General features: G+C 49.4%; 26 protein-coding genes. 14 read left to right on the top strand and 12 right to left on the bottom strand.

What is annotated here, in order from left to right:
• Positions 1-46: 46 nt before the first annotated feature.
• The 3 genes from ACX93W_RS16580 to ACX93W_RS16570 all read left to right on the top strand — a co-directional run bounded on the left by ACX93W_RS16580 (position 47) and on the right by ACX93W_RS16570 (position 3,956).
• On the top strand, positions 47-2,584 hold the full coding sequence (locus ACX93W_RS16580) for a beta-mannosidase (protein ID WP_459393485.1): 2,538 nt from the start codon (positions 47-49) through the stop codon (positions 2,582-2,584).
• 70 nt (positions 2,585-2,654) lie between these two features.
• Positions 2,655-3,377, top strand: coding sequence for an MBL fold metallo-hydrolase (locus tag ACX93W_RS16575; RefSeq protein ID WP_459393484.1), 723 nt, complete (start codon positions 2,655-2,657; stop codon positions 3,375-3,377).
• Between the two features lie 3 nt (positions 3,378-3,380).
• Entirely contained in the window at positions 3,381-3,956 is a 576-nt protein-coding gene (locus tag ACX93W_RS16570) for a TetR/AcrR family transcriptional regulator (RefSeq protein WP_459393483.1), read from the top strand.
• Between the two features lie 73 nt (positions 3,957-4,029).
• Here ACX93W_RS16570 and ACX93W_RS16565 read toward each other — a convergent pair whose 3' ends face one another.
• Positions 4,030-4,947, bottom strand: coding sequence for an ROK family protein (locus ACX93W_RS16565; protein WP_459393482.1), 918 nt, complete (start codon positions 4,945-4,947; stop codon positions 4,030-4,032).
• Between the two features lie 256 nt (positions 4,948-5,203).
• Here ACX93W_RS16565 and ACX93W_RS16560 point away from each other — a divergent pair, with 256 nt between their 5' ends.
• Entirely contained in the window at positions 5,204-6,451 is a 1,248-nt protein-coding gene (locus ACX93W_RS16560; protein WP_459393481.1) for an MFS transporter, read from the top strand.
• A gap of 141 nt (positions 6,452-6,592) precedes the next feature.
• Here ACX93W_RS16560 and ACX93W_RS16555 read toward each other — a convergent pair whose 3' ends face one another.
• Positions 6,593-6,820 carry a 3-dehydroquinate dehydratase gene (locus ACX93W_RS16555; RefSeq protein WP_459393480.1) on the bottom strand — a complete coding sequence of 76 codons (228 nt, stop codon included), beginning with the start codon at positions 6,818-6,820 and terminating at the stop codon, positions 6,593-6,595.
• A gap of 414 nt (positions 6,821-7,234) precedes the next feature.
• Between ACX93W_RS16555 and ACX93W_RS16550 the strand changes: the two genes are divergently transcribed.
• The 4 genes from ACX93W_RS16550 (at position 7,235) to ACX93W_RS16535 (ending at position 10,968) form a co-directional block, all read left to right on the top strand.
• Positions 7,235-7,999, top strand: a complete 765-nt coding sequence (locus ACX93W_RS16550; protein ID WP_459393479.1) for a sugar phosphate isomerase/epimerase family protein — start codon at positions 7,235-7,237, stop codon at positions 7,997-7,999.
• A 43-nt stretch (positions 8,000-8,042) separates the two neighbouring features.
• Positions 8,043-9,068, top strand: coding sequence for a Gfo/Idh/MocA family protein (locus tag ACX93W_RS16545; protein ID WP_459393478.1), 1,026 nt, complete (start codon positions 8,043-8,045; stop codon positions 9,066-9,068).
• 241 nt (positions 9,069-9,309) lie between these two features.
• Positions 9,310-10,155: a CAP domain-containing protein gene (locus ACX93W_RS16540; RefSeq protein WP_459393477.1), complete on the top strand. Its 846-nt coding sequence runs from the start codon at positions 9,310-9,312 to the stop codon at positions 10,153-10,155.
• A gap of 84 nt (positions 10,156-10,239) precedes the next feature.
• Positions 10,240-10,968: a 3D domain-containing protein gene (locus ACX93W_RS16535; protein ID WP_459393476.1), complete on the top strand. Its 729-nt coding sequence runs from the start codon at positions 10,240-10,242 to the stop codon at positions 10,966-10,968.
• 399 nt (positions 10,969-11,367) lie between these two features.
• On the opposite strand, the gene ACX93W_RS16530 is transcribed toward ACX93W_RS16535, so the two are convergent.
• Both ACX93W_RS16530 and ACX93W_RS16525 read right to left on the bottom strand, forming a co-directional pair.
• Positions 11,368-12,291 (bottom strand): polysaccharide deacetylase family protein, encoded by a 924-nt coding sequence (locus ACX93W_RS16530; protein WP_459393475.1) that lies wholly within the window; start codon positions 12,289-12,291, stop codon positions 11,368-11,370.
• A gap of 140 nt (positions 12,292-12,431) precedes the next feature.
• On the bottom strand, positions 12,432-13,694 hold the full coding sequence (locus ACX93W_RS16525) for a methyl-accepting chemotaxis protein (RefSeq protein ID WP_459393555.1): 1,263 nt from the start codon (positions 13,692-13,694) through the stop codon (positions 12,432-12,434).
• Positions 13,695-14,033: 339 nt separating this feature from the next.
• Here ACX93W_RS16525 and ACX93W_RS16520 point away from each other — a divergent pair, with 339 nt between their 5' ends.
• The gene (locus tag ACX93W_RS16520) at positions 14,034-14,459 is read left to right on the top strand and encodes an O-methyltransferase (RefSeq protein WP_459393474.1); all 426 of its coding nucleotides are present in this window, start codon (positions 14,034-14,036) and stop codon (positions 14,457-14,459) included.
• Between the two features lie 64 nt (positions 14,460-14,523).
• Here the strand turns inward: ACX93W_RS16520 and ACX93W_RS16515 are convergent, their stop codons facing one another.
• The 3 genes from ACX93W_RS16515 to ACX93W_RS16505 form a co-directional block, all read right to left on the bottom strand.
• The gene (locus tag ACX93W_RS16515) at positions 14,524-15,420 is read right to left on the bottom strand and encodes a TIGR03943 family putative permease subunit (RefSeq protein ID WP_459393473.1); all 897 of its coding nucleotides are present in this window, start codon (positions 15,418-15,420) and stop codon (positions 14,524-14,526) included.
• On the bottom strand, positions 15,417-16,421 hold the full coding sequence (locus ACX93W_RS16510) for a permease (RefSeq protein WP_459393472.1): 1,005 nt from the start codon (positions 16,419-16,421) through the stop codon (positions 15,417-15,419). The genes ACX93W_RS16515 and ACX93W_RS16510 overlap by 4 nt, the downstream gene beginning before the upstream one ends.
• 132 nt (positions 16,422-16,553) lie before the next feature.
• The gene (locus ACX93W_RS16505) at positions 16,554-16,718 is read right to left on the bottom strand and encodes a hypothetical protein (protein ID WP_459393471.1); all 165 of its coding nucleotides are present in this window, start codon (positions 16,716-16,718) and stop codon (positions 16,554-16,556) included.
• A gap of 136 nt (positions 16,719-16,854) precedes the next feature.
• Here ACX93W_RS16505 and ACX93W_RS16500 point away from each other — a divergent pair, with 136 nt between their 5' ends.
• Entirely contained in the window at positions 16,855-17,070 is a 216-nt protein-coding gene (locus tag ACX93W_RS16500) for a small, acid-soluble spore protein, alpha/beta type (RefSeq protein ID WP_459393470.1), read from the top strand.
• Between the two features lie 171 nt (positions 17,071-17,241).
• Here ACX93W_RS16500 and ACX93W_RS16495 read toward each other — a convergent pair whose 3' ends face one another.
• The gene (locus ACX93W_RS16495) at positions 17,242-18,228 is read right to left on the bottom strand and encodes a metal-dependent hydrolase (protein ID WP_459393469.1); all 987 of its coding nucleotides are present in this window, start codon (positions 18,226-18,228) and stop codon (positions 17,242-17,244) included.
• Between the two features lie 85 nt (positions 18,229-18,313).
• Here ACX93W_RS16495 and ACX93W_RS16490 point away from each other — a divergent pair, with 85 nt between their 5' ends.
• Entirely contained in the window at positions 18,314-18,592 is a 279-nt protein-coding gene (locus tag ACX93W_RS16490; protein ID WP_459393468.1) for a hypothetical protein, read from the top strand.
• 11 nt (positions 18,593-18,603) lie between these two features.
• Here ACX93W_RS16490 and gerQ read toward each other — a convergent pair whose 3' ends face one another.
• Together gerQ and ACX93W_RS16480 are read right to left on the bottom strand one after the other, a co-directional pair.
• A complete protein-coding gene (gene gerQ, locus ACX93W_RS16485; RefSeq protein ID WP_459393467.1) occupies positions 18,604-19,116 on the bottom strand; it encodes a spore coat protein GerQ in 513 nt (170 codons plus the stop codon).
• 57 nt (positions 19,117-19,173) lie between these two features.
• Positions 19,174-19,596, bottom strand: a complete 423-nt coding sequence (locus tag ACX93W_RS16480; RefSeq protein ID WP_459393466.1) for a cell wall hydrolase — start codon at positions 19,594-19,596, stop codon at positions 19,174-19,176.
• A gap of 208 nt (positions 19,597-19,804) precedes the next feature.
• Between ACX93W_RS16480 and cyoE the strand changes: the two genes are divergently transcribed.
• On the top strand, positions 19,805-20,710 hold the full coding sequence (gene cyoE, locus ACX93W_RS16475; protein ID WP_459393465.1) for a heme o synthase: 906 nt from the start codon (positions 19,805-19,807) through the stop codon (positions 20,708-20,710).
• Between the two features lie 41 nt (positions 20,711-20,751).
• On the top strand, positions 20,752-21,360 hold the full coding sequence (locus ACX93W_RS16470; RefSeq protein WP_459393464.1) for an SCO family protein: 609 nt from the start codon (positions 20,752-20,754) through the stop codon (positions 21,358-21,360).
• A 40-nt stretch (positions 21,361-21,400) separates the two neighbouring features.
• Here ACX93W_RS16470 and ACX93W_RS16465 read toward each other — a convergent pair whose 3' ends face one another.
• Both ACX93W_RS16465 and ACX93W_RS16460 read right to left on the bottom strand, forming a co-directional pair.
• Positions 21,401-21,772: a toprim domain-containing protein gene (locus ACX93W_RS16465; protein WP_459393463.1), complete on the bottom strand. Its 372-nt coding sequence runs from the start codon at positions 21,770-21,772 to the stop codon at positions 21,401-21,403.
• Between the two features lie 426 nt (positions 21,773-22,198).
• Positions 22,199-23,368, bottom strand: a complete 1,170-nt coding sequence (locus ACX93W_RS16460; RefSeq protein ID WP_459393462.1) for an MFS transporter — start codon at positions 23,366-23,368, stop codon at positions 22,199-22,201.
• Positions 23,369-23,540: 172 nt separating this feature from the next.
• Here ACX93W_RS16460 and ACX93W_RS16455 point away from each other — a divergent pair, with 172 nt between their 5' ends.
• The gene (locus ACX93W_RS16455) at positions 23,541-23,990 is read left to right on the top strand and encodes a hypothetical protein (RefSeq protein ID WP_459393461.1); all 450 of its coding nucleotides are present in this window, start codon (positions 23,541-23,543) and stop codon (positions 23,988-23,990) included.
• Positions 23,991-24,013: the final 23 nt, after the last annotated feature.

Genomic DNA, 24,013 nt, shown 5'->3' with positions numbered 1-24,013 from the left:
CCTAACAAAAATGGAATCTGTTACGGGAAGAGCGGAGGAATTGGAGATGGCCAAGACACAGAAGCTAAGCGATGGTTGGAATTTTAGACGAGCAGATGTAGAAGAATGGCTGCCAGCGGCAGTGCCGGGCTGCGTGCATACCGATTTGCTGAAAAACGGAAAAATCGAAGATCCCTTTTATGGCACCAATGAGCATCGTTTGCAGTGGATCGACAAAAAAGATTGGATATATGAAACCAGCTTTGATGCTTCTGATGTTTACGGAGAATCATCGGTCGACCTGGTGTTTGACGGACTGGATACTTATTGCGACGTATACCTGAACGGTGCGTTGATTTTGAAAGCCGATAATATGTTTCGGCAATGGCGGGTAGAGGTAAAGCGGCATTTGAAGGAATCGGACAACTCCCTTCAATTGTTGTTCCGTTCGCCGATTCATGAAGATCTGCCTAAGTTGGAGCAGCTTGATTATAAGCTTCCTGCCCCCAATGACCAGTCTGAGTTAGGCGGCTTGGGCGATAAGAGAGTAAGCGTTTTTGCCAGAAAAGCGCCTTACCACTATGGCTGGGACTGGGGACCTCGTTTTGTGACAAGCGGAATTTGGCGAGAGGCCAGATTAGAAGCCTGGACAGGATTTCGTCTGAACGATTTGTTTATTCGGCAGGATGAGATCAGCAAGGAATACGCTGTTCTGACGGCCATAGCTGAAGTTGAAGCGGACGCGGAGTACGGGGGGTTGCTCACGATTTCGACAGACGGCGGGAACTGGAACGCCGATGTAGAGTTAAAGCCAGGTGTTCAGTCCATTGAGTTAAAACTTGTCATCAAGGAACCAAAGCTTTGGTGGAGCAGGGGGCTTGGCGAGCAGCATTTATACACATTTAATGCCGTCTTGCAGGCAAAAGGGGACCAGCGGAGTCATCAGTTGACTGTTCGTACGGGACTGCGCAATGCGCGGCTTGTCCGGGATGAGGATGCATTCGGAACATCCTTTTATATCGAATTGAATGGTGTTCCCGTATTTGTGAAGGGCGCCAACCATATTCCCGGCGACAGCTTTATTACGGAAATGACGAGGGAGCGTTACCGTCATGAAATACAAAGCGCGGCGCTTGCCAATATGAATATGCTGCGGATTTGGGGCGGAGGCATTTACGAGCAGCAAGATTTTTACGAGCTGTGCGATGAATACGGGATTATGGTGTGGCAGGATTTTATGTTTGCATGCAGCATGTATCCGGGGGATGAGGCGTTCCTGAATAATATCCGCGAAGAAGCGGAATACAATGTCAAACGTCTGCGCAATTATCCTTCGGTTGTTCTGTGGTGCGGGAATAATGAAATCGACATTGCTTGGTCCCAGTTTAATGACAACATGGGATGGGGCTGGAGAAAAGAGTTTTCTCCGGAACAGCAAGCTGCGCTTTGGCATGATTACGAGCAGATCTTCCATGTTATTTTGCCGCAAGCTGTCGACAAGATGCTCCAAGGCATCCCATATTGGCCATCCTCGCCGATGCAGTCCGTGACAGGCGATATTAATCAGCATTCCCACAATGAATCTACAAGAGGGGATATTCATTATTGGGGCGTGTGGCACAACAAGGAGCCATTCGAAAATTATAATGTGCATGTCGGCCGTTTTATGAGCGAATACGGTTTTCAATCCTTTCCGGAATACAAGACGGTTCGCGCCTATGCGGAAGAAGGAGATTTACAGCTGGAATCCGAGGTTATGATGGCCCATCAGAAAAATGGCATGGGAAACCTCCTTATCAAAAACTACATGGACAGCTATATGAAGGAGCCCAAGGATTTTCCGTCCTTCCTCTATATGAGCCAAGTACTGCAGGCGGAAGCGATGAAAATGGCGATTCAGGCGCACAGACGCCGCAAAGGGTTCTGCATGGGCACTCTCTATTGGCAAATCAATGACTGCTGGCCTGTAGCCTCCTGGGCCGGAATGGACTATTACGGACGCTGGAAAGCGACGCATTATTATGTCAAACGCAGCTTTAGCGATGTGCTTGTATCCATCGACGGCACCTCGGAGGACAGCTTGGCCATCTATGCGGTATCCGATTTGCCCCAGCCGATACAAGGCACGCTGCAAGTGACGCTTACGAATTTTGAAGGCGAACAGCTGCATGAAAGCTCGCATCCTGTCTCCGCAAGCGCCAACAGCTCCACCCAATTGCTGTCCTTGAACAAGGAAGAGCTGTTGCAGGGTGCAGACCGCAAGGCGGTTGTTGTATCCGCGGCGTTATACGTTGAAGAGAAACAGGTGCATGGGGAACGGTATTATTTTGTGCCATTTAAAGATATGGCTTTACAGAAGGCAGCTATTGAAATCACCGAGGTTGAAGGAAGCGGCGGCACAATGTGGCGAGTTGAAAGCGATACGCTGGCCAAGGATGTATGGCTGTCTGCAGAAGCAGAAGGCGAGTTCAGCAACAACTATTTCGATTTGCTGCCCGGCAAGCCGGAGGTAGTAGCTTTCCTGAGCCGAACCGGAGAAGGGCTCTTGCCGGGCCAGCCTGGCATAGTGAAAGCTTCCTCCATGGCGGATTACACGGTAAAATAGAAGGGTTGAAAAACTAATGTGATTAGTTTATTATAAAACTAATCAAATTAGTTTTTGGAGGGGATCCATCATGAGAGTTATTAAAGAAGGCCCTATCACACAATTAACCTATTTACCCAAGCTGTTTCCGGTCAATTGCTATTTAGTGGAGGAAAAGGACGGGCTGACCTTAATCGATGCGGGCTTATCTCTCAACAGCAAAGCCATAATGAATGCCGCAAAAGCGATTGGCAAACCGATAACGTCAATTGTGCTTACCCATGCCCACGCCGATCATGTTGGCTCCCTCGACATTCTGAAGAAGCAGATGCCTGATGTCAAAGTTCTAATCTCGGCCAGGGACGCCAAGCTGCTGAGAGGGGACACCACGCTGGAGCAGGGCGAAGTCAACAAACCGATACGCGGAAGCATACCTCGCAAAATTGCCACTGTTCCGGATGTATTGCTGCAAGAAGGAGACCGCATTGGCTCCTTGTCTGCAATTGCCGCACCCGGCCATACGCCTGGCTCCATGGCTTTTCTGGATGCGAGAAACGGCTGTTTGCTAACGGGAGATGCGTTCCAGACATTCGGAGGGATTGCGGTGTCCGGTATAATCAGGCCAAGCTTTCCGTTTCCCGCCATAGCGACGTGGAGCTTGGAGGAAAGCCTCGCTACGGCCCTCAAGCTTTATGACCTAAAACCTGCTTTGCTGGCAGCGGGTCACGGCAATATGGAGCGCAATCCAGCTCATGTTATGCTTCGTGCGATTCAGCAGGCAGAACGAGTCCTGAATAAACGGAAGGGGAGATGAAGCATGGCCCCCAGAAGAGGATTGGACCTGGAAACCGTTGTTGAAGCAGCGGCGGAATTAGCAGATTCAAAAGGCTTGGAATGTTTGACGATAGCTCTTCTTGCAGAGAAGCTGAATGTGCGTTCGCCTTCTCTCTACAACCATGTAGCCGGATTGCCGGAGCTTAAGCGCCACCTTGTCCTTTACGGCTATCGGTTGCTGAGAGTCGATATGGGCAAGGCTACTGCCGGCAAAAGCGGCGAAAAAGCGATAATGGCCTTCTCTGACGCCTATCTCGCCTTTGCAAGACAACGTCCCGGCTTGTACGAGCTGACGCTTGGGTCTCCGCCGAGGAATGACGAGGAGCTCCAAAAAGAGGCGGAGGCGCTCGTTGGAGATTTGCTGCGGATTTTGCAGGAGTATGGCCTTTCCGGCGAGGAGGGGATTCATGCGGTCAGAGGTCTTAGAAGCCTGGTGCACGGCTTTGCGTCGATTGAGCAGAAAGGCGGATTTGGCATGCCGATCGAGGTGGATTCAAGCTTTACAATTATGATGGAAATTTACCTGGCCGGAATTAGCGAGAGAAAAAATCGGTTATAACATACAAGCCCCGAGGCCGCATGCAGCGGCTCCGGGGCTTGTACAGTTTATGATTTGGCAATCCGCAGGCAGCTTAATACGCGCAATGGACAAGCGCGGCAGCGCCGATCAAGCCGGCATCCTGCTGCAATTGAGCAGGCACGATTTCGGTTTCGCGTCCGCCGGGATTAAGCGCATGTTTGGAGACATAATCTTTTACCGCGGAAAAGAGAGGTTCTCCAACCTGCGACACGCCGCCGCCGATAACGATTTTGGCGGGGTCCAAAATATTGATCAGAGACACGCAGCCCATGCCGATATACGTGAAGACGCGCTGTACCAGCTCCGATACAACGGGATGGCCTTCCGCGGCCATCTGGAACGCTTCCTTGGACGTAACGTCGCGGCCCAGAAGCTGGCTTGCCTGGCGCGCAATAGCGGTGCCGGAGGCGATATGCTCCCAATAACCGGAAGGTTCGCTGTTAAGGACGTCTCCGGACGGATGGAGGATCATAAAGCCCGCGTCGCCCGCATTTCCGCTAGCTCCGGTAATCAGCTTGCCGTGCAGATAGATGCCCGCGCCGATGCCCGTGCTGACGGTAATAAAGACAAAGTTGTCGGAGTCCTGTGCGGCGCCGACCCATTTTTCGGCCAATGTGGCTGCCGTAGCGTCGTTTTCCATTTTAACAGGAAGCTGAAGTCTGGAACGCAATTCATCCACAACAGGGTAGTCCCACCAGCTCTTTAAATTGGGGGGGCAAGTCAGCCTTCCCGTTACGGTGTTCAGCGGCCCCGGAGCGCCAACGCCAACGCCTGATGCTTGAGACAGGTCCAGCCCGTTGTCCGCAGCCAAACGGCGGATTTCGGCCGCTACGCGGTCCAGCATTTCGGAGGGCGATACACTCAGGTCCGTCTTGATGGAGGTGCCGGCAAGCACCTTTCCTTGCTCGTCCACAAAACCGGCGGCAATCTTGGTTCCGCCGATATCAATGCCAATTGCAAATGAATTCAAAATCTGTTCCTCCCATAAGGCGTATTAAACATGCTTCCTAGCCAACAGTCTACCATATTGCAACCTTTTGAGAAAGAAAGAGTGTCTGGATACTCATGATAAAACAATGACAATTCAATACCTGATGATTGTTAAAGAAAACGTCAAGATTCAGTGCTGTACAAATAGCCGTCAGTATAGTAATATCCAATCGAATAGAACGGGAACCAAAAAGTCTCATTCATACAATAATCAGGCGGAGAAGGAATGACCACAAATGGCGGGCGCAACTAGAAGCAGTGCGAGATTTGTACGGTTCGGAATGCCGATGACGGCAAGAGTTTGGAGGAACGCCCGCATTGACTTGGGCGCTTCTTGTCTGTTTGCGCTTTTTAATGTTGTTATCAACCAATTCTACGTAGCGTTTGCCTTGCAGCAAGGGGCGAGCAACTTCCAGGTAGGCTTGCTTGCGGCCGCTCCGGCGGTCGGCTTGATGTTTTCGCCGTTTTGGGCCAGCTGGATTGAAAAATCCAATACCCCCAAACCCTTTGTGATCATTCCCAATGCGATAGGAAGGCTTCTTATCCTGTTGCCCGCCTTTTTTCCGAATCCATCCGTTTATGTGCTGGCAGCTATTGCGTTTCAGCTGTTAATGGGCATTCAGGCGCCTGCTTACGCATCGCTTGTTTCAAGAATGTATCCTGCCGAGCTGCGGGGACGTCTAATGGGGTACGTGCGAGTAGCGATGGGCATACTGATGATCCCGATTGCGTACGGAGTGGGGATCTGGTCGGATGCCTTTGGGCCATCTGGCGCGCTGATCGCCGCATCCATAGCCGGTTTCCTGTCCGTCGGTTTGTTTAATAGTATCAAGCTGCCCAAAAAGAACGAGCTTCCGCCGGCTACGGGCAATTCCGTCAACAGAGGCAAATTTTCGTTTGCCGAACAATGGAGGCTGGTTAAGGAGTACCCCATATTGGGCGTGTTTCTAATCGCTACAACCTTTGCCGGGTTTGGCAATATGCTTGCAAGTCCCCTGTATCAGATCATCCAGGTAGATGTGCTGAAGCTGACCAATACGGAGATTGGTTTTGCGCGGGTTGCTTATTTTACGGCTCTATTGCTTACTTTCTGGACTGCCGGCAGAATGATTGATCGTTATCCCATCAAGTATACGCTCATGATTGGAATCGGGGCTTATGCCATCGTGCCTATGCTGTACGGAGTGTGGGGCACCTATCCGTCCGTTATTTTGGGCAATGCCATACAAGGTGTAGGAGAAGCAATATGGGATATTGGCATTTTGGCATTTGTATTTCGCCTTGTGCCTGGCCGTGAAGCCGCCGTATTCGGCATCCATCTTATGCTGTTTGGCGTACGGGGAACGCTGGGGCCGGTGCTTGGCGCTTCCTTAACCTCCAGCGTCTCCATCAGCACTATCCTGATCGCAGCATCCATCTGCGGCTGTATCGGCACGATGACGTTTATATGGGGCAACCGGGAGAAGAAGCTAACGCCACATTGATTAACAGATCAAAAACAAACAGACTGCTGTAGCCATCATACGTTCGTTCCCCGGAAGCTGAATCTCAGCTCTCGATTCTGGGGAACGTCGTTCCAGGCCATCGGCAGTCTTTATTTTTTGCTCTATTTTTTTGAATAGTCTTTAGTAGAGAGAAATGGTCAGCGTGTCGCGTTCGTAGTAAGAATGAAGCGTCGCTTCACTGCCAATCACTTCGATGCTAATCAAAGAGCTGATGCATTTTTTAAGTGCGTTTTTTCCGGTTTCCAGTTTGCGGTTAAGTGTAGTAGTCAGTTTTTCCATCGCTTGTTTGTTCGTATCCGTCAAATAAACAGGGATGCTTTTATTCTGGAACATCAACATTGTTTTCATATGGGACGCCTCCATCCTCTGAAGGATTTATTTTCTAATTTGAATCTATTGTAACGCATGAATATTAAATGATTCTTAAAAAATAATGAGCAAATGATTACAAAATGATTGCCAGAGCGTATTTTGGCGCTTTTTTTGTGAAAAAGGAGAGCAAAATGGCCTTCGCGTCGGCCTCTGGCGAAAAAGAACGGAAAGGGAGGGGGCAGTCTGTACGTGCAATTTTCAATAGCCGATGCTCCAAAATCAGAACGATTTAAAATGGAGGATAGCAAAATCGCATAAGAATAAGCTAATAAGACAACTTTTTTTGACAAAAAACAATCGCTATAATGAAACACGAAGGCATATAAGCCATATTGGTTTTTGATTGTGACATGTGATTTATTTTACCCACTAAAAGGAGTGCATCTCAAGATGGGACGTATGGGTATTGGTTTGCAGCTGTTTACGCTTAGGGATGCGTTGGCAGAGGACTTTGAAGGAACACTGCGGAAAGTGGCCTCAATGGGCTATGAAGGCGTTGAATTTGCGGGTTACGGCAATATTGAAGCTGAAAAAATGCGCGATTTGCTGCAAGAGCTTAATCTGAAGGCAATCGGAAGCCATGTCAGCCTCGAAAATCTGGAAAATAATCTGGATAATGAAATCGCTTACCTTAAAACAATCGGCGCAAACTATGTTATTTGTCCTTGGCTTCCAGCCGAAGCTCGCGATGCCGAAGCATGGCGGGGGCATTTGGAAAACTTTAAACGATACGGCAAACACATCGCCGAAGCGGGTCTGCAGTTTGCTTATCATAACCATGAGTTTGAATTTGAAGTTGAAATTGACGGCCAGATGGTGTTTGACGCCATGTATGACGCGATCGATGCTTCTTATCTTAAAGTTGAAATGGACATCGGCTGGGTTCAATACTCCGGACTTGATCCGCTTGCCTATATTGCCAAATATGCCGGCAGGCTGCCGCTGCTTCATTTGAAGGATTTCCGCAATGGTCCAAAGGGCGAGCCGATTGACACGGTTGAGCTGGGACGGGGAGATTTGCCGCTGCTTGATATTATTGGTGCAGCAGCCAAGGCTGGCGCGGAATGGCTGATCGTGGAGCAAGACAGATGCGCCAATCCGCCTCTCCAATCCGTAGCTGAAAGCATGGAATGGGTCAAGGCCAATTATAAATAAAGGGTTTAGTTCATCTTATATTGTAATTCGGGAGGAAATAGATATGTCCAAAATTAGAGTAGCCGTTATCGGTTGCGGCTCCATTTCCAAGTACCGTCATGTTCCGGAATACGCCGGAAACCAAAATGTAGAGCTTGTTGCATTTGTAGATCCCGTAGTTCAACGCGCAGAGGCTCTTGCGGAGCAATACGGCGGCAAGGCTTATGGCGATGTAGATGCCATGTTAGCCGAAATCAAACCCGATGCAGTATCGGTCAATACGCCAAACTACTTGCATGCCCCGCTCAGCATTAAAGCGGCAAAAGCAGGCGCGCATGTGCTTGTCGAAAAGCCGATGGCCGTAACGGATGAAGAAGCTGCGGATATGATTGAGGCAGCCAAAGAAAACGGCGTAAAACTGATGGTTGCGCATAACCAGCGGTTTATGCCTCCGCATGTCAAGGCAAAGCAAATTCTGCAGTCCGGAATTTTGGGCATGGTGCTTACGTTCCGCACATCTTTTGGTCACCCCGGTCCAGAAGCGTGGAGCATCGACGGAGCAGGCAGCTGGTTTTTCCGCAAGGAAGAAGCCATCATGGGGGCTATGGGCGATTTGGGCGTTCATAAATCCGACCTGATTCGCTGGCTGCTGGATGATGAAGTAGCGGAAGTTGGCGCATTTGTCGGCACGCTGCACAAAGAAGGAACAAAGGTTGACGACAACGCCAACTGCGTTTTGCGCATGGAAAGCGGCATTATCGGCTCCCTGGTTGCAAGCTGGACTTACTATAAAGGCGAAGACAACAGCACAATTCTGTGGTGCGAAAAAGGCGTTATGAAAATCGGCACTCATCCTGACGATCAAGTGATCGTTGAGCTGCGTGACGGTACAGTTGAAAAGTATAAGGTGGGCGCAATCTCCACCAATGATAAACAGGAATCCAGCGGTGTTATCGATGCGTTCGTAAACAGTATCGTTACGGACACAACGCCTCCAGTTACAGGCGAAGAAGGCAGAAAATCGCTTAAAGTCATTTTGAGCGCATTTGAATCGCAAGACACAGGCCGTTTTGTTCGTATCCAGCATTAAGAGATGCTAAAAAGCGCAATCCCATTGACGGGGTTGCGCTTTTTTTTGCCGTTCTCCTGAGAAATATTCAAGGTTTACGCTGCATTAACAGATTTTAATAAAGCAGTAACGATGCGGTATTGCCCCTTGTTTAGGCGCGTTTGGTAATTTTTGCGTCATGAAAGCGATATATCCCCATGCTAAGATGTGTCCATCGGCAAGGAACCGATATAAACCATCATGCATAGGAGGCACAAGATTCATGAAGATGAAACACTTGACACTCGGAGTAGCAAGCTTGCTAACGGCGACTGTTATAGGCTCAGGCATTGCGGCTCCAAAAGCGGATGCGTCATCTGCTGAGAACTATGGATTCAAACTGCAAACACAATATGTCAATTCTGAACTTATAGGGCAGATTGCCAAAAAATACGGCATAGACTTAAGCGGGTTCTCATTCACTTATGGCGGATTTACGTTTAAATTCCCAAGTGGCGGCACAGGCGGCACTCCGGTGACACAGCCAACGGCTGCGCCAACAACACAGCCAACGGCTGCGCCAACAGCAAAGCCAACAACACAGCCAACGGCTGCGCCAACAGCAAAGCCAACAACACAGCCAACGGCTACGCCAACAGCAAAGCCAACAACACAGCCAACGGCTACGCCAACAGCAAAGCCAACAACGCAGCCAACGGCTACCCCTACTGCTTCGCCGGCGCCAACAACTGGTACCGAAATGAGCGCTTATCAAACTCAAGTCGTTACTCTTGTTAACCAAGAACGCGCAAAAGTAGGCCTAAAAGCTTTGCAGGTTGATACTCTTCTTAATAAAGTAGCAACCGAAAAGGCAAGAGACATGGACGTAAACAACTACTTTAGTCATACGTCCCCAACTTATGGGTCGCCCTTTGACATGATGAAAACATTTGGCGTTAAATACAGCTACGCCGGAGAAAACATTGCATCCGGTCAACCTACGCCGGCACGTGTTATGCAGGACTGGATGAATAGCCCGGGCCACAAAGCTAACATCTTGAATGCAAACTTCACCAAAATAGGCGTTGGTTATGTAAACGGCGAATGGGTTCAAATGTTTATCGGTTAAGTAAACTTTGTCATTATACGGGATGGAGCGGGCTTACGCCATGTCTCCATCCTCTCCAAAAATCATACCGGGAGGTATTACGAATTGAAGAAGCAACTCATCAGCTGTGCGGCAATCGCATTAACGGCCGCATTAGTAGCCGGGACTGCGCAGGCCTCGGCCCAAACACATACGATCAAAACAAACGATACATTTTGGAAGCTTGCGCAATATTATCAGGTACCGCTGGCAGATGTGCTCGGCGCTAATGCTGCATTGGATCCGCTTAATCTCCAGCCGGGCATGCAAGTAAAAATCCCGGTTCAGGAAGCGATATCGGCAAAAGCTGTCCCTAATCAACAAGCGGCCATTATTGCGGCGGATACTCAAAAGTCTGAAGCTGTAAAGTCTGAACCTGCCAAGGCAGATACTACCAAAACAGAAGCTCCAAAAGCAGAAGCACCCAAAGCGGAAGCCAAAACAGTAATGGCGCCAGATGGCTCCACTCATGTTTACGCCAAGCAGCTTCAGCTTAAAGCGACAGCCTATACGGCTGCTGCTTCGGAGAACGGCAAGTGGGGAGCGGTTGATTATTTTGGCAACAAGCTGAAGGTCGGAACGGTTGCAGTTGATCCCGCTATGATTCCTTTGGGCAGCAAGCTTTATGTTACAGGATACCAATATCCGGGTCTTCCGGAAGGCGGCATGCTTGCGACGGCTACGGATATGGGCGGGGCTATCAAGGATAACCGCATCGATATATTCGTACCAGGCACAACCCAGCAAGCGCTTAAATTTGGTTTTCAAAACGTTAATGTATACGTTTTGAAGTAAAAAAGCCGCTCAACCTTATCATGAGTGCTTGATTTACAATGAGCAGGAGCGATGAACAGTGAAGGCTATAACCTTCATTCCAAATGGACATCGACAGATACATTCCTCCTGCCTAGCGGTCACTGATGACCATTAGAGCCTCAAATGGCTGCATTGGCTTCACCTAATGGTCGGCGCTGTCCTTTAGACGCTTAAAAGTCGCCTTTGGGGGACGAATTCAGGCTTTTACGGTCACGCATGACCTTTAAAAATGGGCATTCCATCAAAATATGGCGCTAAAGGTCATGGATGTCCGTAGGAATGCAGCAAGCTTTCAACCCTGGCACGCCTCCGCAAAGGCGACTCTGCAAAGGCGCCGCGTATCGTTTACAAGCCTAATGCAGCAATAGAAAGCTCGCTTTAGCGATAAGGTTTTCGATTTAGAAGCTCAGGTAAAGTAACCAGACTATACCCCTTGCCTTGAAGCCATTCAATCAATGGCGGCAAAGCGTTAATGGTTCCGCTTAAATCCTGTCCTTCTCCCCCTCCAGCGTGTTGAAGAATAATAGATCCCGGCTGCAGCGTTTTTCTGATGTTGGCAATAACAAGGCTGCTGTCGGGGTTATTCCGCCAGTCCTCCGAGTCTACATCCCAATTTACAACCGTGTACCCTCTTTCATTGCTCCATTTCACTTGGCTGGTCAGCAGTTCTCCATAAGGCGGACGTAGCAAAGTGGGCTTTTTACCGGTTATACGGTAAAGAATTTCATTTGTTTTCCCTAACTGCCATTGAAATTGATCCAACGTAAGCTTGGAAAAAACAGCATGATTATAAGAGTGATTGCCGATGACATGCCCTTCCCGCATCATCCTTGCAACAAGCTCCGGATGTTTGGCCGCTCGTTCGCCTACAACAAAAAAGGTGGCGCATATCCGGTATCTAGCCAAAACATCGAGGATAGCAGGCGTAAAACGGGGATCTGGAACGTCATCAAAGGTTAATGCCACCTTCATTTGGTCCCGTGAACCATTGAGCATAAAAGTTTCGGGAAACTGCTGATGAAGCTGAATCCAGGACATACCGCTTTTTTGCTTTGACGTGTTACGTTTTTTTGCCTTGTGATGCCGTTGGCGCTTATTTTGGCTGTTCCTTTTACCGGCAGTCGTTTTTTTGGTTTTGGCCGCAGGTTGGGCCGTCCCGGCATCAGCACGAAGTTCAAGACCGTCCTCATTAACGGTATGAATGGCCGCTTGCAGGGAAACGGGATGTTGCGTAACCAGCAATAAGCAGCTTAACCCTGCGGCGGCAATACGCAGTAGCGGCTTGAATCTGTAATAGGCCATACTCTTCGCATCCATTCCTGTCGGTTCTATGAGGGTCAGATGTAATATTTCCCCCGCAGACTTCATTCATTCGCCAATAGCAAAAAAGCCTTTATTTACGGGGTTGCCGCAAATAAAAGCTTTTTTAAAGGATGCCTTATTTATTTCATTTTGAAAACTTGAATGGTGCGTTGCAATTGATTGGCGGTGGTCAACATCCGCTCCGTTTCCTCAACAACAGCTTGTACGGATGGGATTTGCTCGTTCATAGATGCGGAAACCTGCTGAGTTCCCGCTGCCGATTCTTCGGTAATTGCAGAAATGTTTTGAATAGCTGCCGAGATTTTTTTTGCGCTTTCCAACATGGCATCGCTTTCTTGAGAAAAGGCGTAAATTTGATTTGTAATGAACTGGATGCTTTGTTCAATATCACGAAAAACCAGCTCGGACTGCCGGATATGTTCAGATTGCAGTTTTACGACCTCTTCATTCACCTTCATGTTGCTGATGGCAAGACGAATACCTTCATCGATACTTTTTACGAGACTGAAAACCTGCTTGGTGGATGATGTAGACTCCTCCGCAAGCTTGCGAACCTCTTGAGCGACGATGGCAAAACCACGGCCATGCTCCCCCGCGCGGGCTGCTTCGATGGAAGCGTTAAGCGACAGGAGATTCGTCTGCTCCGCAATATCGGAGATCGTAGTTGTAATCGCGGAGATGCCCCGCGCCTTCTGAGCAAGCTCTTCGATCGTTTGCGATACCTTGGCGGTGGCGTCAATATTGCGCTGCATGCCTTCCGTTTGAACGCCAAGAGCCTGCATGCCTTTGTCTACCAGCTCGATCGTTTGCTGGGAGCGCTCGTTCATTTCTTTGGTGGAATGGGCGTATGCCGCCACCTTTTCTTCAATCTCATTGATGGAATCGCTCATGTCTGAGACGTCTTCCGAAATTTGATTGGCGCCTGTTGCGAGTTCTCCGGCAGAGGAGGCAACCTGCTCCATAGCCACCTTAAGGTTGTTGTTTTTGTCGAAAATGCCCCGGCTGGTATCCGCAACATGTCTGACAATACCGGAGGTTTCCGTCAAAATATCCTTCAGCTTGTCCACCATGCTATTGAAGGAATGTCCCAGTTCACCAATCCCCGCATGCATAGTGACATCAATTTTTTGTGTAAAATCCCCTTTGGAGATGCGATGGGCGGCATTGGATATTTCTTCATAAGAATGCGTTACGGTACGTCCCACAAATGTAATCAGCGGATATGCCAAAAGAGCTAGTAAGATAGATACGATAATGATGGGAAGAACGGGACCGTCCGCGATTGCGGTTGTAATAATCAGGACAATGGCAAAAAACGCTAAATTCAAATAAGTAGTAATCAGCAATTTGTTACGCACCGACAACGAATAGTACCATTGCATCATTATGTAAGCGCTCCTTTTTTTAAATTAACCACATTATAACATCAGGAGGGTGAAATGGTCTATAACGGCAAAGGGTTAATTTTACCACAATACGGACTTTGGACTCATTGGGAAAATGGCAATGCGGGACGGCTGTTTTGATGCTTTATTCCCTTGCGGTTTGCGCGATTTGCGGAATCGTCCCTGTTTACGCAAAGAGGGTTTCGGAAAATACTAACAACCTTTTCGGTGAAGAAGGAGTGTGCTTTTGTTAACATTAGAGCAATACGATGTAGGAAATCATCCCATCATGTCAAATGATGTCGTGTGCACGATAACAAACAGGAGGAATAGACAATGGAAAAAAATTCGGCTTCGCTTGCAAGACAGCTTGATTTTGTTTTTCGCCAGCTGGAGGGAGAATTGATTAATGCGTCAGCGGGAACGGTGCTGGTACATATCCGTAATAATTACGTAGGGAAATTCGGCATTCGCCATCATCCCATTCCAAGCAAAAACGGAAAGCTCGAAGCTGAAACCGGCTTAAAAGAGAAAGGGCTTACAGCAACGCAGGTTCAGGAATTCAGGCAAATGGCAATCGATGCGCTCAAATACCGGACGGAATGGACGCATGGCGAAATTATGTATGATTTTTCAGTTCGCTCCCAGACGGGGTCTTGGTCGGCCAGCGTGTTATACGAATCCAATTTTAATATGGCGACATGGGGCAGCCGCTACGCTCCTCAGGCGAAGCAGCCTCAAATGCTGCGGGACTACAGATAGGAGAGTGCCTCTTACAGTCCATAAAAAAATTCCGGATGCGCGATAAATGCGCATCCGGTTTTTTTCAAAAGCCGAAATTAAGATCGGGGTAAACATAAGGGGACGACGGGGCTTCGATTCGTTCGATACGCGTGACGTCCAGCGTCATGATTTCGATTCCAATATAGTGGGAAGTCGTCAGCTTGCCCCGAACCTTAATCCACTCATCCTTGTGATACTCCTTGGCCTTTGGCCAATTGATCATCATGCCGTAAGGCAAGGCGTCCGCCGAACAGCAATTCATCGCAAAACGGCTTACCGCCAGCCTGTCGCTGCCCATTTCCTCTTCCCGATACACAAAACCGCTTAGCTCCACTTCCTTGCCCATCAATGCCTCGCGGTACAAATCCAGCGTAGTCAATGTTTCGATAAATTGCTCCTCCGGCACGGTAATCAGGTCTTGCTCATACAGGCGTTTGCCGTATTCGGCGTGCTCGGTCGTGTATTCATCCGCAGGGAACAAGGCGTCAAGCGACGAGGCCTGAGATATATCGGTGGTTTGATCCGCCGCGGGCAGGGTGGCTGCAGGCGCCGTTTCCTTGCGGACTATGGATTCGCTGCCGGAGAAGCTTACCCCTTTTTTGGCTGCAAGCGAGCTGCCAAGCGTTCCCGAAGGCATCAGAAAGCCCAACAGTATTGGAAAAATGAACAGTCCGTAAATGACGGTATTTTTGGCAATGGAAGGGGAAGGCGTATGGTCGTGGCCGCAGTCGCATTCCATCTCCGTTTTGTGCTGCCTTTTTTTTCGCAGCCCTTCATATACCTGATAGCTCCCGGCAATGTAAAGGCCAAGCGCAGACAGCTTGATAATAAACTCCATGCGTGGTGCGATATACAGGGATATTTCCCCGGTTTGGAACAAATAAACAATCAGCATGGCAAAGCCGATCAGAATCCCCGCTCTAATAAAATGATGAATCATATCAACGCCTCCGCAATTGCCGCAGCTGCCAGTGTCAAGACTGACGTCAAAACGATAAGAAGCAGCACAATTTTTAATTTGAAGGTGGTTAAAAGCATCAACGTATTTTTAAAATCGATCATGGCTCCGAATACGAGAAAGGAAATAAGCGGTCCGGGCTGAAACATGCTGCTGAAGGAAGCGGCTATAAATGCATCCGATGTGGAGCAGATCGACAGGATAAACGCAAAGCTCATCATGAACACATAGGAGAGCACAGGCTGGTCGGAAAATAGTGCCAAGGTGCTGCGGTCAACGGCCGTTTGGATAATGGCGGTGAGCAGCGCGCCAAAAATCAAATATTTCCCCATCTCAAAAAATTCGTCTGCGGAATGGGACAACACAGCGGATAACTTGCTCCTCCAACCCGCCTTAGCCCCTTCATGTCCCCGTGCGATCAAGGCTTCCTTGTGCCTTAACGGGCTTTTTTTCATCCATTTGCTCAGAACCAGCCCGATGATGACCGCCACTGCAAAAGCTACCGCCATTCGAGAATAGGCAATGCCCGGCGATAGCCGGAAAGCGCTAAAGGTAGAGGCGAACACGACCGGATTGACGATCGGTCCGGCAAGCAGATAGACGATCCCTATGTAAGCCGGCATCCCTTTGGCGATAAGCCGGCGAACAACCGGAATCATGCCGCATTCGCATAATGGAAAGGCAATGCCGAGAAGTCCGCCGAACAACACGCCCGCAATGGGGTTTTTAGGCGTCCATTTGCGTATTGTTTCATCGGTAACAAACGCTTGCAGCAGGGCGGAAAATATTACGCCAAGCAAAATAAAGGGGAATGCTTCAAGAATGATGCTGATAAACAATATTTTAAAGGATTGAAGATTGGCTGGCTCTGTCAAGCGTAGCAGCGCTCCAGGCAAATCGCGGTTTGTCAGGATAAGAGCGGCCATCATCAAGCAGCCCGCTGCAACTGTCGAGATGCCAAACCGAAGCAGCTTTTGTCGCATAAGCAAAATCCCTTTCGTTAGTAATGATTACGAATAAGGCATATTATAGCTTATGCGACTTAATCTGACGATAGGACAATCTGATTTTACAAAAAATATTTCTACAGCACTGTCATTGGTCTTTATTTCTTTTCATTTTTTCTGGCGAGCCTTGACGATAAATCCGGCTCCCGTACTAAAGAGAAATAACAGGCTGAATAACAGCACAAGCCAGCCGTTATGGGCAATGGATACGGCGGTGGCGCTCATGAACAGGACCGATAACACCGCAAAAAACAGAGACAATGATTTCGACATAATGCACGCTCCTTGCAGCTTTGCAGTAATTTTAAAAATGTTTTAGATTTCAGGATAGATTGTGCAAGCGCCGCACATAATATCTTTGCAAGCTTGCAACACAACAACGTGCAGAGGACGAAAGGAGAAATACATCATGGCTAGCAACCGCAGCAACCAACTTATTGTTCCACAAGCGAATCAAGCCTTGAATCAAATGAAGCTGGAGGCAGCTCAAGAACTGGGCGTACAAATTCCGGCAGATGGTTACTACGGTAATGTTTCCACACGCGATGCAGGCTCGCTTGGCGGATATATCACCAAAAAGCTGGTACAAATCGCTGAGCAACAACTTTCCGGCGGTATCCGCTAAACCATTCTATTACAAATCCTAGCTGAACACGACAAGCCCAAGGGAAACCTTGGGCTTGTTTTATCGAGCACGACAATAAAACTCACCTCAAAAACGGACTTGTCAGCAGGCAGAAAAAGTGCCTCCCCCCATTGTGAAGGAAGAGGCGGCGGCCCGTCAATGCTGTCCTTATCAATACGTTTCCATACGCAGGCGTTTCGATAGCCGCTCGTCGCTAAGCCATCCTACGTAGGAGCCGATGGTTTCAAAATGCTTGTTCATAAGCAGCACGCCGACAAAAGGATATTGCTTCCGCTGGCGGTAACGCACGTCAGACCAGCGCACCTCGTAGCCCCAGTCATGCTCTTTGACATCGGCACAGGCAAAGCTGGTAAAATAGAGAAACGAAGCGATGGCCGGATCGTTTTTTGACTGTTCCACGGCGGGATGGCTGGAGCATCGTACCCGATCAAGCCAATGCAGCGAGCTGCCGCGCAGATTGCCTACATAAAAGACGCCTTCCCGGTCCTGCTTGACAATATTCCAGATGGATAACGATATGGTCGGAATCGCCATATAGGTATCGCCGCTTTTGTAGGATTTGTCCAGACGCTGAAGCCGTTCAACGGTTTTGCGGGCCGAAGCGGTTCGCCAGGCATAATAAATTCCCAGAAACAGATACATGACGGGGAACAGTACGGCGGGATCGGCAAGTCCCGCAGCCCATGCCAATATGGCAATGATGTGCACAGTAAAAATAACGGGGTCAAAGATGTGGATGATATTCCACGATATCCATTTTTCATTAAACGGACGCATCGCCTGCGTGCCGTATGAATTAAACAGATCCGTCAGCACATGAAGGGAAACCGCCAGCAGCGTCCAGCCTGCAATGTGGAGCCACGGCAAACCTCCCCTATAAATCAGCTGGAGAAAAAGGGTAATAACGGCCGTCCATGCCAGAATAGCGGGGAGGGAATGGGAAATGCCGCGATGATTGCGGATATAACACGCATTGCCGCGCAGCCGGAGCAGATTGTCCAAATCCGGCGCTTGCGACCCCACCACCGTTCCGAACAGCACGGCTGTATGGATTGCGGGACTTGCCGCCACTACGGGATCGACCATCGCCAGTCCGGCAAGGCCAATGCCCATAACCAGATGTGTGCCAGTATCCATCGATAAGCCTCCTTACGGTTTGTCGGTTTAGTATCCGCGAAGGAAGTAAACTTTATCAGCGCGCAAAAGAGGGGACTGACGCCAAATGTACATTTGTTTTGCAGAATATAAAATTTTGCCGGAATACAGGGAGCCTTATTTGCTTTTGGTTCATGATCTGAAGGATCGGGACAGCAGAGTTAAGCTTTATGAAGGAAGCGATCAGCATAATCTGTTTGTGGAAATGTGGACCGCGCAAAGCCAGGAGGAGGCGGATGCAATAAAAGAAGAGCGCTGCGGGGAGCGCTCTTCCTGGCATGCCGTATCGCAATGGATTGCTGGGGGCAGTGCGAAATTGCATGTGTGGACATTTAAACCGATCTGAACCCGATAAGGTTAACTCATTGGCGTTCCGGGAGTGATAACTCCTCCCTGGAACGGATATTCATAGTTGATTGGCCCGTCAAAGGTCACATAGTCCAGGTTCAGCATCAGCAGCAGATAACGCATGCCGGTTGCGGAGTCACTGATAATGATGTGGTCCCGGCCAGCCGCTTCAATTACGCCTTTGAAAATTTTGGCGTTCCATTCGCGGTTGTTTTCGTATGTCATATAGAAGGTAGCCGTTTTGCCCCTGTTCAGGCGCAAAATGTTTTCCACATAGGACTCCTCGCGTGAAGGAAGGCCTGTAAAATTGGTACCCGACGGCGTAACGAATGATCCGCTCGGCGCTCCGGACGGAACCGCTGCCTGCATGGGAGCCATATGTCCCGTTGCGTATGGGCTCTGCCCATAATAACCATAAGGCGTATAACCGCCTTGCATGCCGTACATGGCGTTGCCGTTAGGCGTTGCGGCGCTTTGCATTGCCGCCATGTTTGCTCCTTGCTTGTAGCTGTAGTTGCTCATAAACGTAATCCTCGCTTTCGTGGCATTGGAATGGGGCTGAACACATCATGCTACCTATCAATAGACGGCTGGACATTCTCCTGCGGCAGGCACAAAAAAGCAATGCGATTTGAAGCGGCCGCTGTTGCTTTGGTTGTACCAGGTGGAGGGACAGCCGCCGGCAGGCCTGAAAAACCATAACGCGTTGGATGCGGGATGCTGCCGCTCGCCATTGATGACTCGCTGCGCCAGTCTGATTTCGCTGTCCCGCGCTTTCTGGTAAAAATAACTTTTTTGGATGGCCTCGAATCCGCCCGGACTTTGGTACACCATATCGTCGATGGAACGTATATTCCGGAAGTCCAGGCAGTTGCCGCGAATGCGGTTGACCCCGACGTTGCCGACCATCAGCATTCCCAGATCGCCCTCGCCCTCGGCCTCTGCGCGCATCAGTCGAGCAAGTACCTTGGTCTCTTCCGAGTTTGCTTTAATGACTGCCATATGAACGGTATCCTCCGTTTCCTCACGAAAAACCGGATTTTTTGAATTCGCACTAATAGGCGATGCCCTACATGGATAACGTATGGGGAGAAAGTCAATTTGGTGCATCATGAATTGTCACATTTTGAGTGTCGAATTGATGAACAAAACAGGTGAGCGTTGTCACGATGGGCATTTTTCGGTATCATTAGAAACGATTAATGAATGAATGTTAAACGACTCACATGTCTGTCGTATAACTCGGGAGGCTAGCTTTGTGCTGAAAGATTTGATTACCCTGACAAAACCACGGCTGCTTCGATTAAATATTTTTGCTGCTTTCGGCGGGTTTTGGGTGGCGTCCAAATGGGACTTTGACTTCATGCTGATGATCTGGATGCTGATTGGTTCCACATTGACCATGGCTTCCTCTACAGTCATCAACAATTATTGGGACCGTGAGCTTGACTTGAAGATGGATCGTACGAAGGGCAGAGCCGTTCCCATGAACCGGATCAGTCCGCCTCTTGTGCTGGCCTACGGCCTTGCCATGGGCGTAGCGGGAATTGCGATTTTGTTCCTGCTGGTTAACGCCATCACGGGTTGGCTGGGCTTGCTGGGCTGGTTTTTCTACATTGTGATTTATACCCTATGGCTAAAGCGGACATCGACCTGGAGCACCTCTGTAGGCGGCGTAGCGGGAGCGATGCCTCCAGTCATCGGATATTGCGCGGTAACCGGCGAGGTAGATATGGGGGCCTGGATCTTGTTTGCGCTGCTGTTTTTGTGGCAACCCGCACACTTCTGGTCGCTCGCGATCCGCAGGGTTGAAGAATACCGCGAAGCGGGCTTTCCTCTTCTTCCCGTCGTAAAAGGAATCAAACGGACCAAGCTTCAAATGATTCCCTATGTTCTGCTGTTGGTGCCGGCTGTCATTCTTATGTACGTTTATGGTTATTCGGGCATTTATTTTCTGATTATCGCCGGTTTGCTCAGTATTGTATGGCTTATTCATACCATTAGCGGCATAACGGCCAAGGATACGGAAAAATGGGCCAAGGTCAATTTTTTGATCTCCGTTAATTATTTGATGATTATCTTTATTGCAATGATTGCCAACACAACCCACGCCTGATATCATGGAGGGCGAAATGATGGCGAATGGGAGTGTGAAGCATGACTTTTTTACGCAAGCACGGATTCAAGATCGCGGTATTGGCTTTATGCGCGGCCATGGGCGTTTATCTTCTGTTCACCTATGTCATCAAACCCGCGGAGCCGCTGCCTAAGCTGGGAGCTGCGCCTGCCTTTGAGATGCAGGATATACAGGGGAACACGGTTTCGCTGGAATCAACCGCAGGAAAAGCACGACTTGTCTATTTTTATTTTGCCAATTGTCCTGATGTTTGTCCTCCGACAACCTTTTTGCTGTCCGGCGTTCAGGACAAGCTTCGGGAGCAAGGCAGTCTCTCCAGCAAGGCGGAAATGATATCCATCACATTTGATCCTGAAAGGGATACGCCCGAAGTAATACAAAACTTTGCCAAAAGGCTGGATGCCGATTTTGACGGATGGCATTTCTTGAGGGGTGAAGAGCAAGCCACAACAGAGCTTGCCCATGCGTTCAATATCGGGGTCAAAAAGCTGGAGAAAGAAAATACGTTTATCCATTCCAATCTGATCGTTCTGGTTGACCAGGATGGCGAGATTAGAGAGTGGATCAACGGTAACGATGAAAATCTGACGGTCGACTACATCGTCTCCCGAATCAACAAGCTTCTTTAGGCGCCAGTTCAAAAAGTCCGGTTGATGATTGAATCACCGTTTAAAACTCATCTTTGTTCCACAGTGCAGCGGGATCGGTCGCGGGATAAATAATCTGCGTATCAAATCCCGCTTTTTCTAGCTGGCCGATCAAATATTCCTCGGGCGTATGCTCCACGCCGGAGTAACCCCTTCTTGTATGGATATGCTCGGCGTCAGGAAACAGATCCCGGAGCATGCCCCTGATTCGTTTGCCGGACGAATCGTTGTCGGTAAACAGAAAAACCTGGCGGTCGCCAACTTCGCGTTTTAGCTTTTCGAGCTGCTCCGTACCCGGCGTCCCGTATGTGCAGTAGATGGGGACGCTGCTGTCCAGCACGCGGCGCAGCCTGCTTCTGTCGTTTTTTCCTTCCACGATAATGACGCTGTCCATGCTTGTCCTCCTGCGGCTATCTGGCGTACAAGAAATGTTATGAAGGTAGTGTATCATGTTGCGGCGCGAGATAACAAAGTCAATGTAACCGGTCAGCGCTGCCGCCCGGCACGGACAGCAGAAAAGGCGGTTCGCCTATGGCAGAACCGCCTTTTGTTCGTCTGCTAGTCAGTTAAGCTTCTGCTTACCAGAAACCGGCACATAAAATGACAACGAGCAAGATATACAATACAAGCACTGTGCCGACATTCGAATGTCCATGACAGCCAAAACCTCTGGATACGCCACCCATCTCCGGAGTCACCCCTCTCCTAGGTCCATGAAGCCAGTGCGCCGGTGAAGCTCTTCATTGCCGGAAGGCCTCCGCCGCTAGGCACAATGTATCCTATGCTTGCGGACGGCAAATGCCTTGTGCGTCTACCCATTTTATGAAAATTGGGTGCCAGGCGCCATGGTGCGGATGCGGCAGAAGGGCAGAAAGAGCAGTGCCATCATCAATGCCAGAAATGCGATGTAATAAGGCGAGACGTGATCCCTCAATTGTCCTGCCAGCATTGGCCCCAGGAAGGAGCCGATTGAAAAGGCGATAGCCAGGATGGAAAAGGTTCGTCCGTATCTTGCGCCTCCGCTCAACTCGATCAGCAGCGTGGACATAGCGGGCATAATGATGCCTTTAGCCATGCCCACGCCAAGCAGCATAACGGCTAGAGGGAGCGGAAACTCCGTAGCGATGCCAAAATAGACAAGCGCCAGGCATAAAGCACCCCAGAGCGTGCGCTGAAAAGCCGGAAGTCGGTTCAGGAACAGCATGCTCAGCGTGACCAGCGCCCCGATGCTGACAACGGAGAACAGCAGTCCTGTCGTAAGCATGGCTTCTTTGCTTTTGGCCAATAGGGGCAGCTCGAAGCTAAGTATGCCTTGCGCGCAGCTTAGCGCAACCGGCAGCAAATAGATAACGAAAGGGACATTAGCCGCGCCAGGCTCGGCTTTTCGCTGAATGTCGCCTTTATTGCCCTTTTGGAGCGAGGCTGGCTTCTGATTCAATTTGGCGTGAATATCTTTAATAAAAATCAGCGCGCATACTGCGGTGGCAACCAGAATCCAGCCCAGAATCGTAAAAGCGGTTGAAAATCCGATTTTTGCGACCAGATAAGCGCCGGCTGCAGGAGACACAACAGCGGCCAGCGTATGAACCAGCCCGTTGCCAGCCATAAGTTTGCCTTGTCCCGCAGGGTCGGTGGTTAATCTGGCAAGCAGCGCCAAGCAAGCAGGGGACAAAAATGCCAGCACAAAACCACTGATGGAACGAAGCGCCAAAAGCTGCCATGGATTCGTTACGTAAGCCTGGAACAGCAAAATAACGCCGGCTCCCAGCAGGCTGAACACGATGAATAGGCGGCTTCCGAACCGGTCCACACCGTAACCGGCAATCACGTTGCCGGGCAGATGAGTAATCGAATACATCCCCATCATCAGGCCGATAAAGGAGGGGGCTGCGCCGATAGAGATGGCGAACGGCGTCAGGATGGGATATTGGGCATGCAGATCAAAAAAAGCGACAAACAGAAACAGATAAAGCCAAAGGGCGGTTTTCACGGCTGCGGCCTCCTTACATCCAGGTTACCTAAAAAAGTCCGGTTATCTACTTGTACGCCATGATGGGACGAGATATGTCTTAGTGGAAAACAGGCGGCGTTTACGGAGCGTTCGGGGTAGGCTATAATATTTTGTAATACATTTTTGCAAGGTATATAATGGAGGGGTATGGATGGGCTTTCTTGATTTTTCGTCGTACGATACAGAGACATGGAGCACCTTTTTTCAGGAAAACTGGCTGGTTATCGCCATTGCGCTGCTTGTGCTGTTTCTGATTGTGAGAATTGTCAAAACGGTTGTGAAATGGGCGCTTGTAGCAGTGGTTGTAATCGGGCTTGTGTTGTACAGCGGTTATACGATGGATGATGTCAAAGAGCTTGGAGGCAAGGTTGTAGACACTGTCAAGCAGGAAGCGGTTAACGTTATGCTTGGCGAAGCGGACAAAGCGGAGTACAAAGCCGGGGCGGACGGGACGTTTACAATCACGACGGATAACATCGAATTGACGGGCAAAGCCGGTTCCACCGAAGTGAAGGTTTCGGTAAAAGGCGCGCCGGCGATTACGCTTCAGCTGGACAGCGCTATTCAAGGTTTTATCGATGAAGCCAAGAGCAAGGGATGACGGAGCTGTTTTTTTGATTTACA

Source organism: Paenibacillus sp. CAU 1782, assembly GCF_054551715.1.
This window is presented reverse-complemented; position numbering and strand designations above follow the sequence as displayed.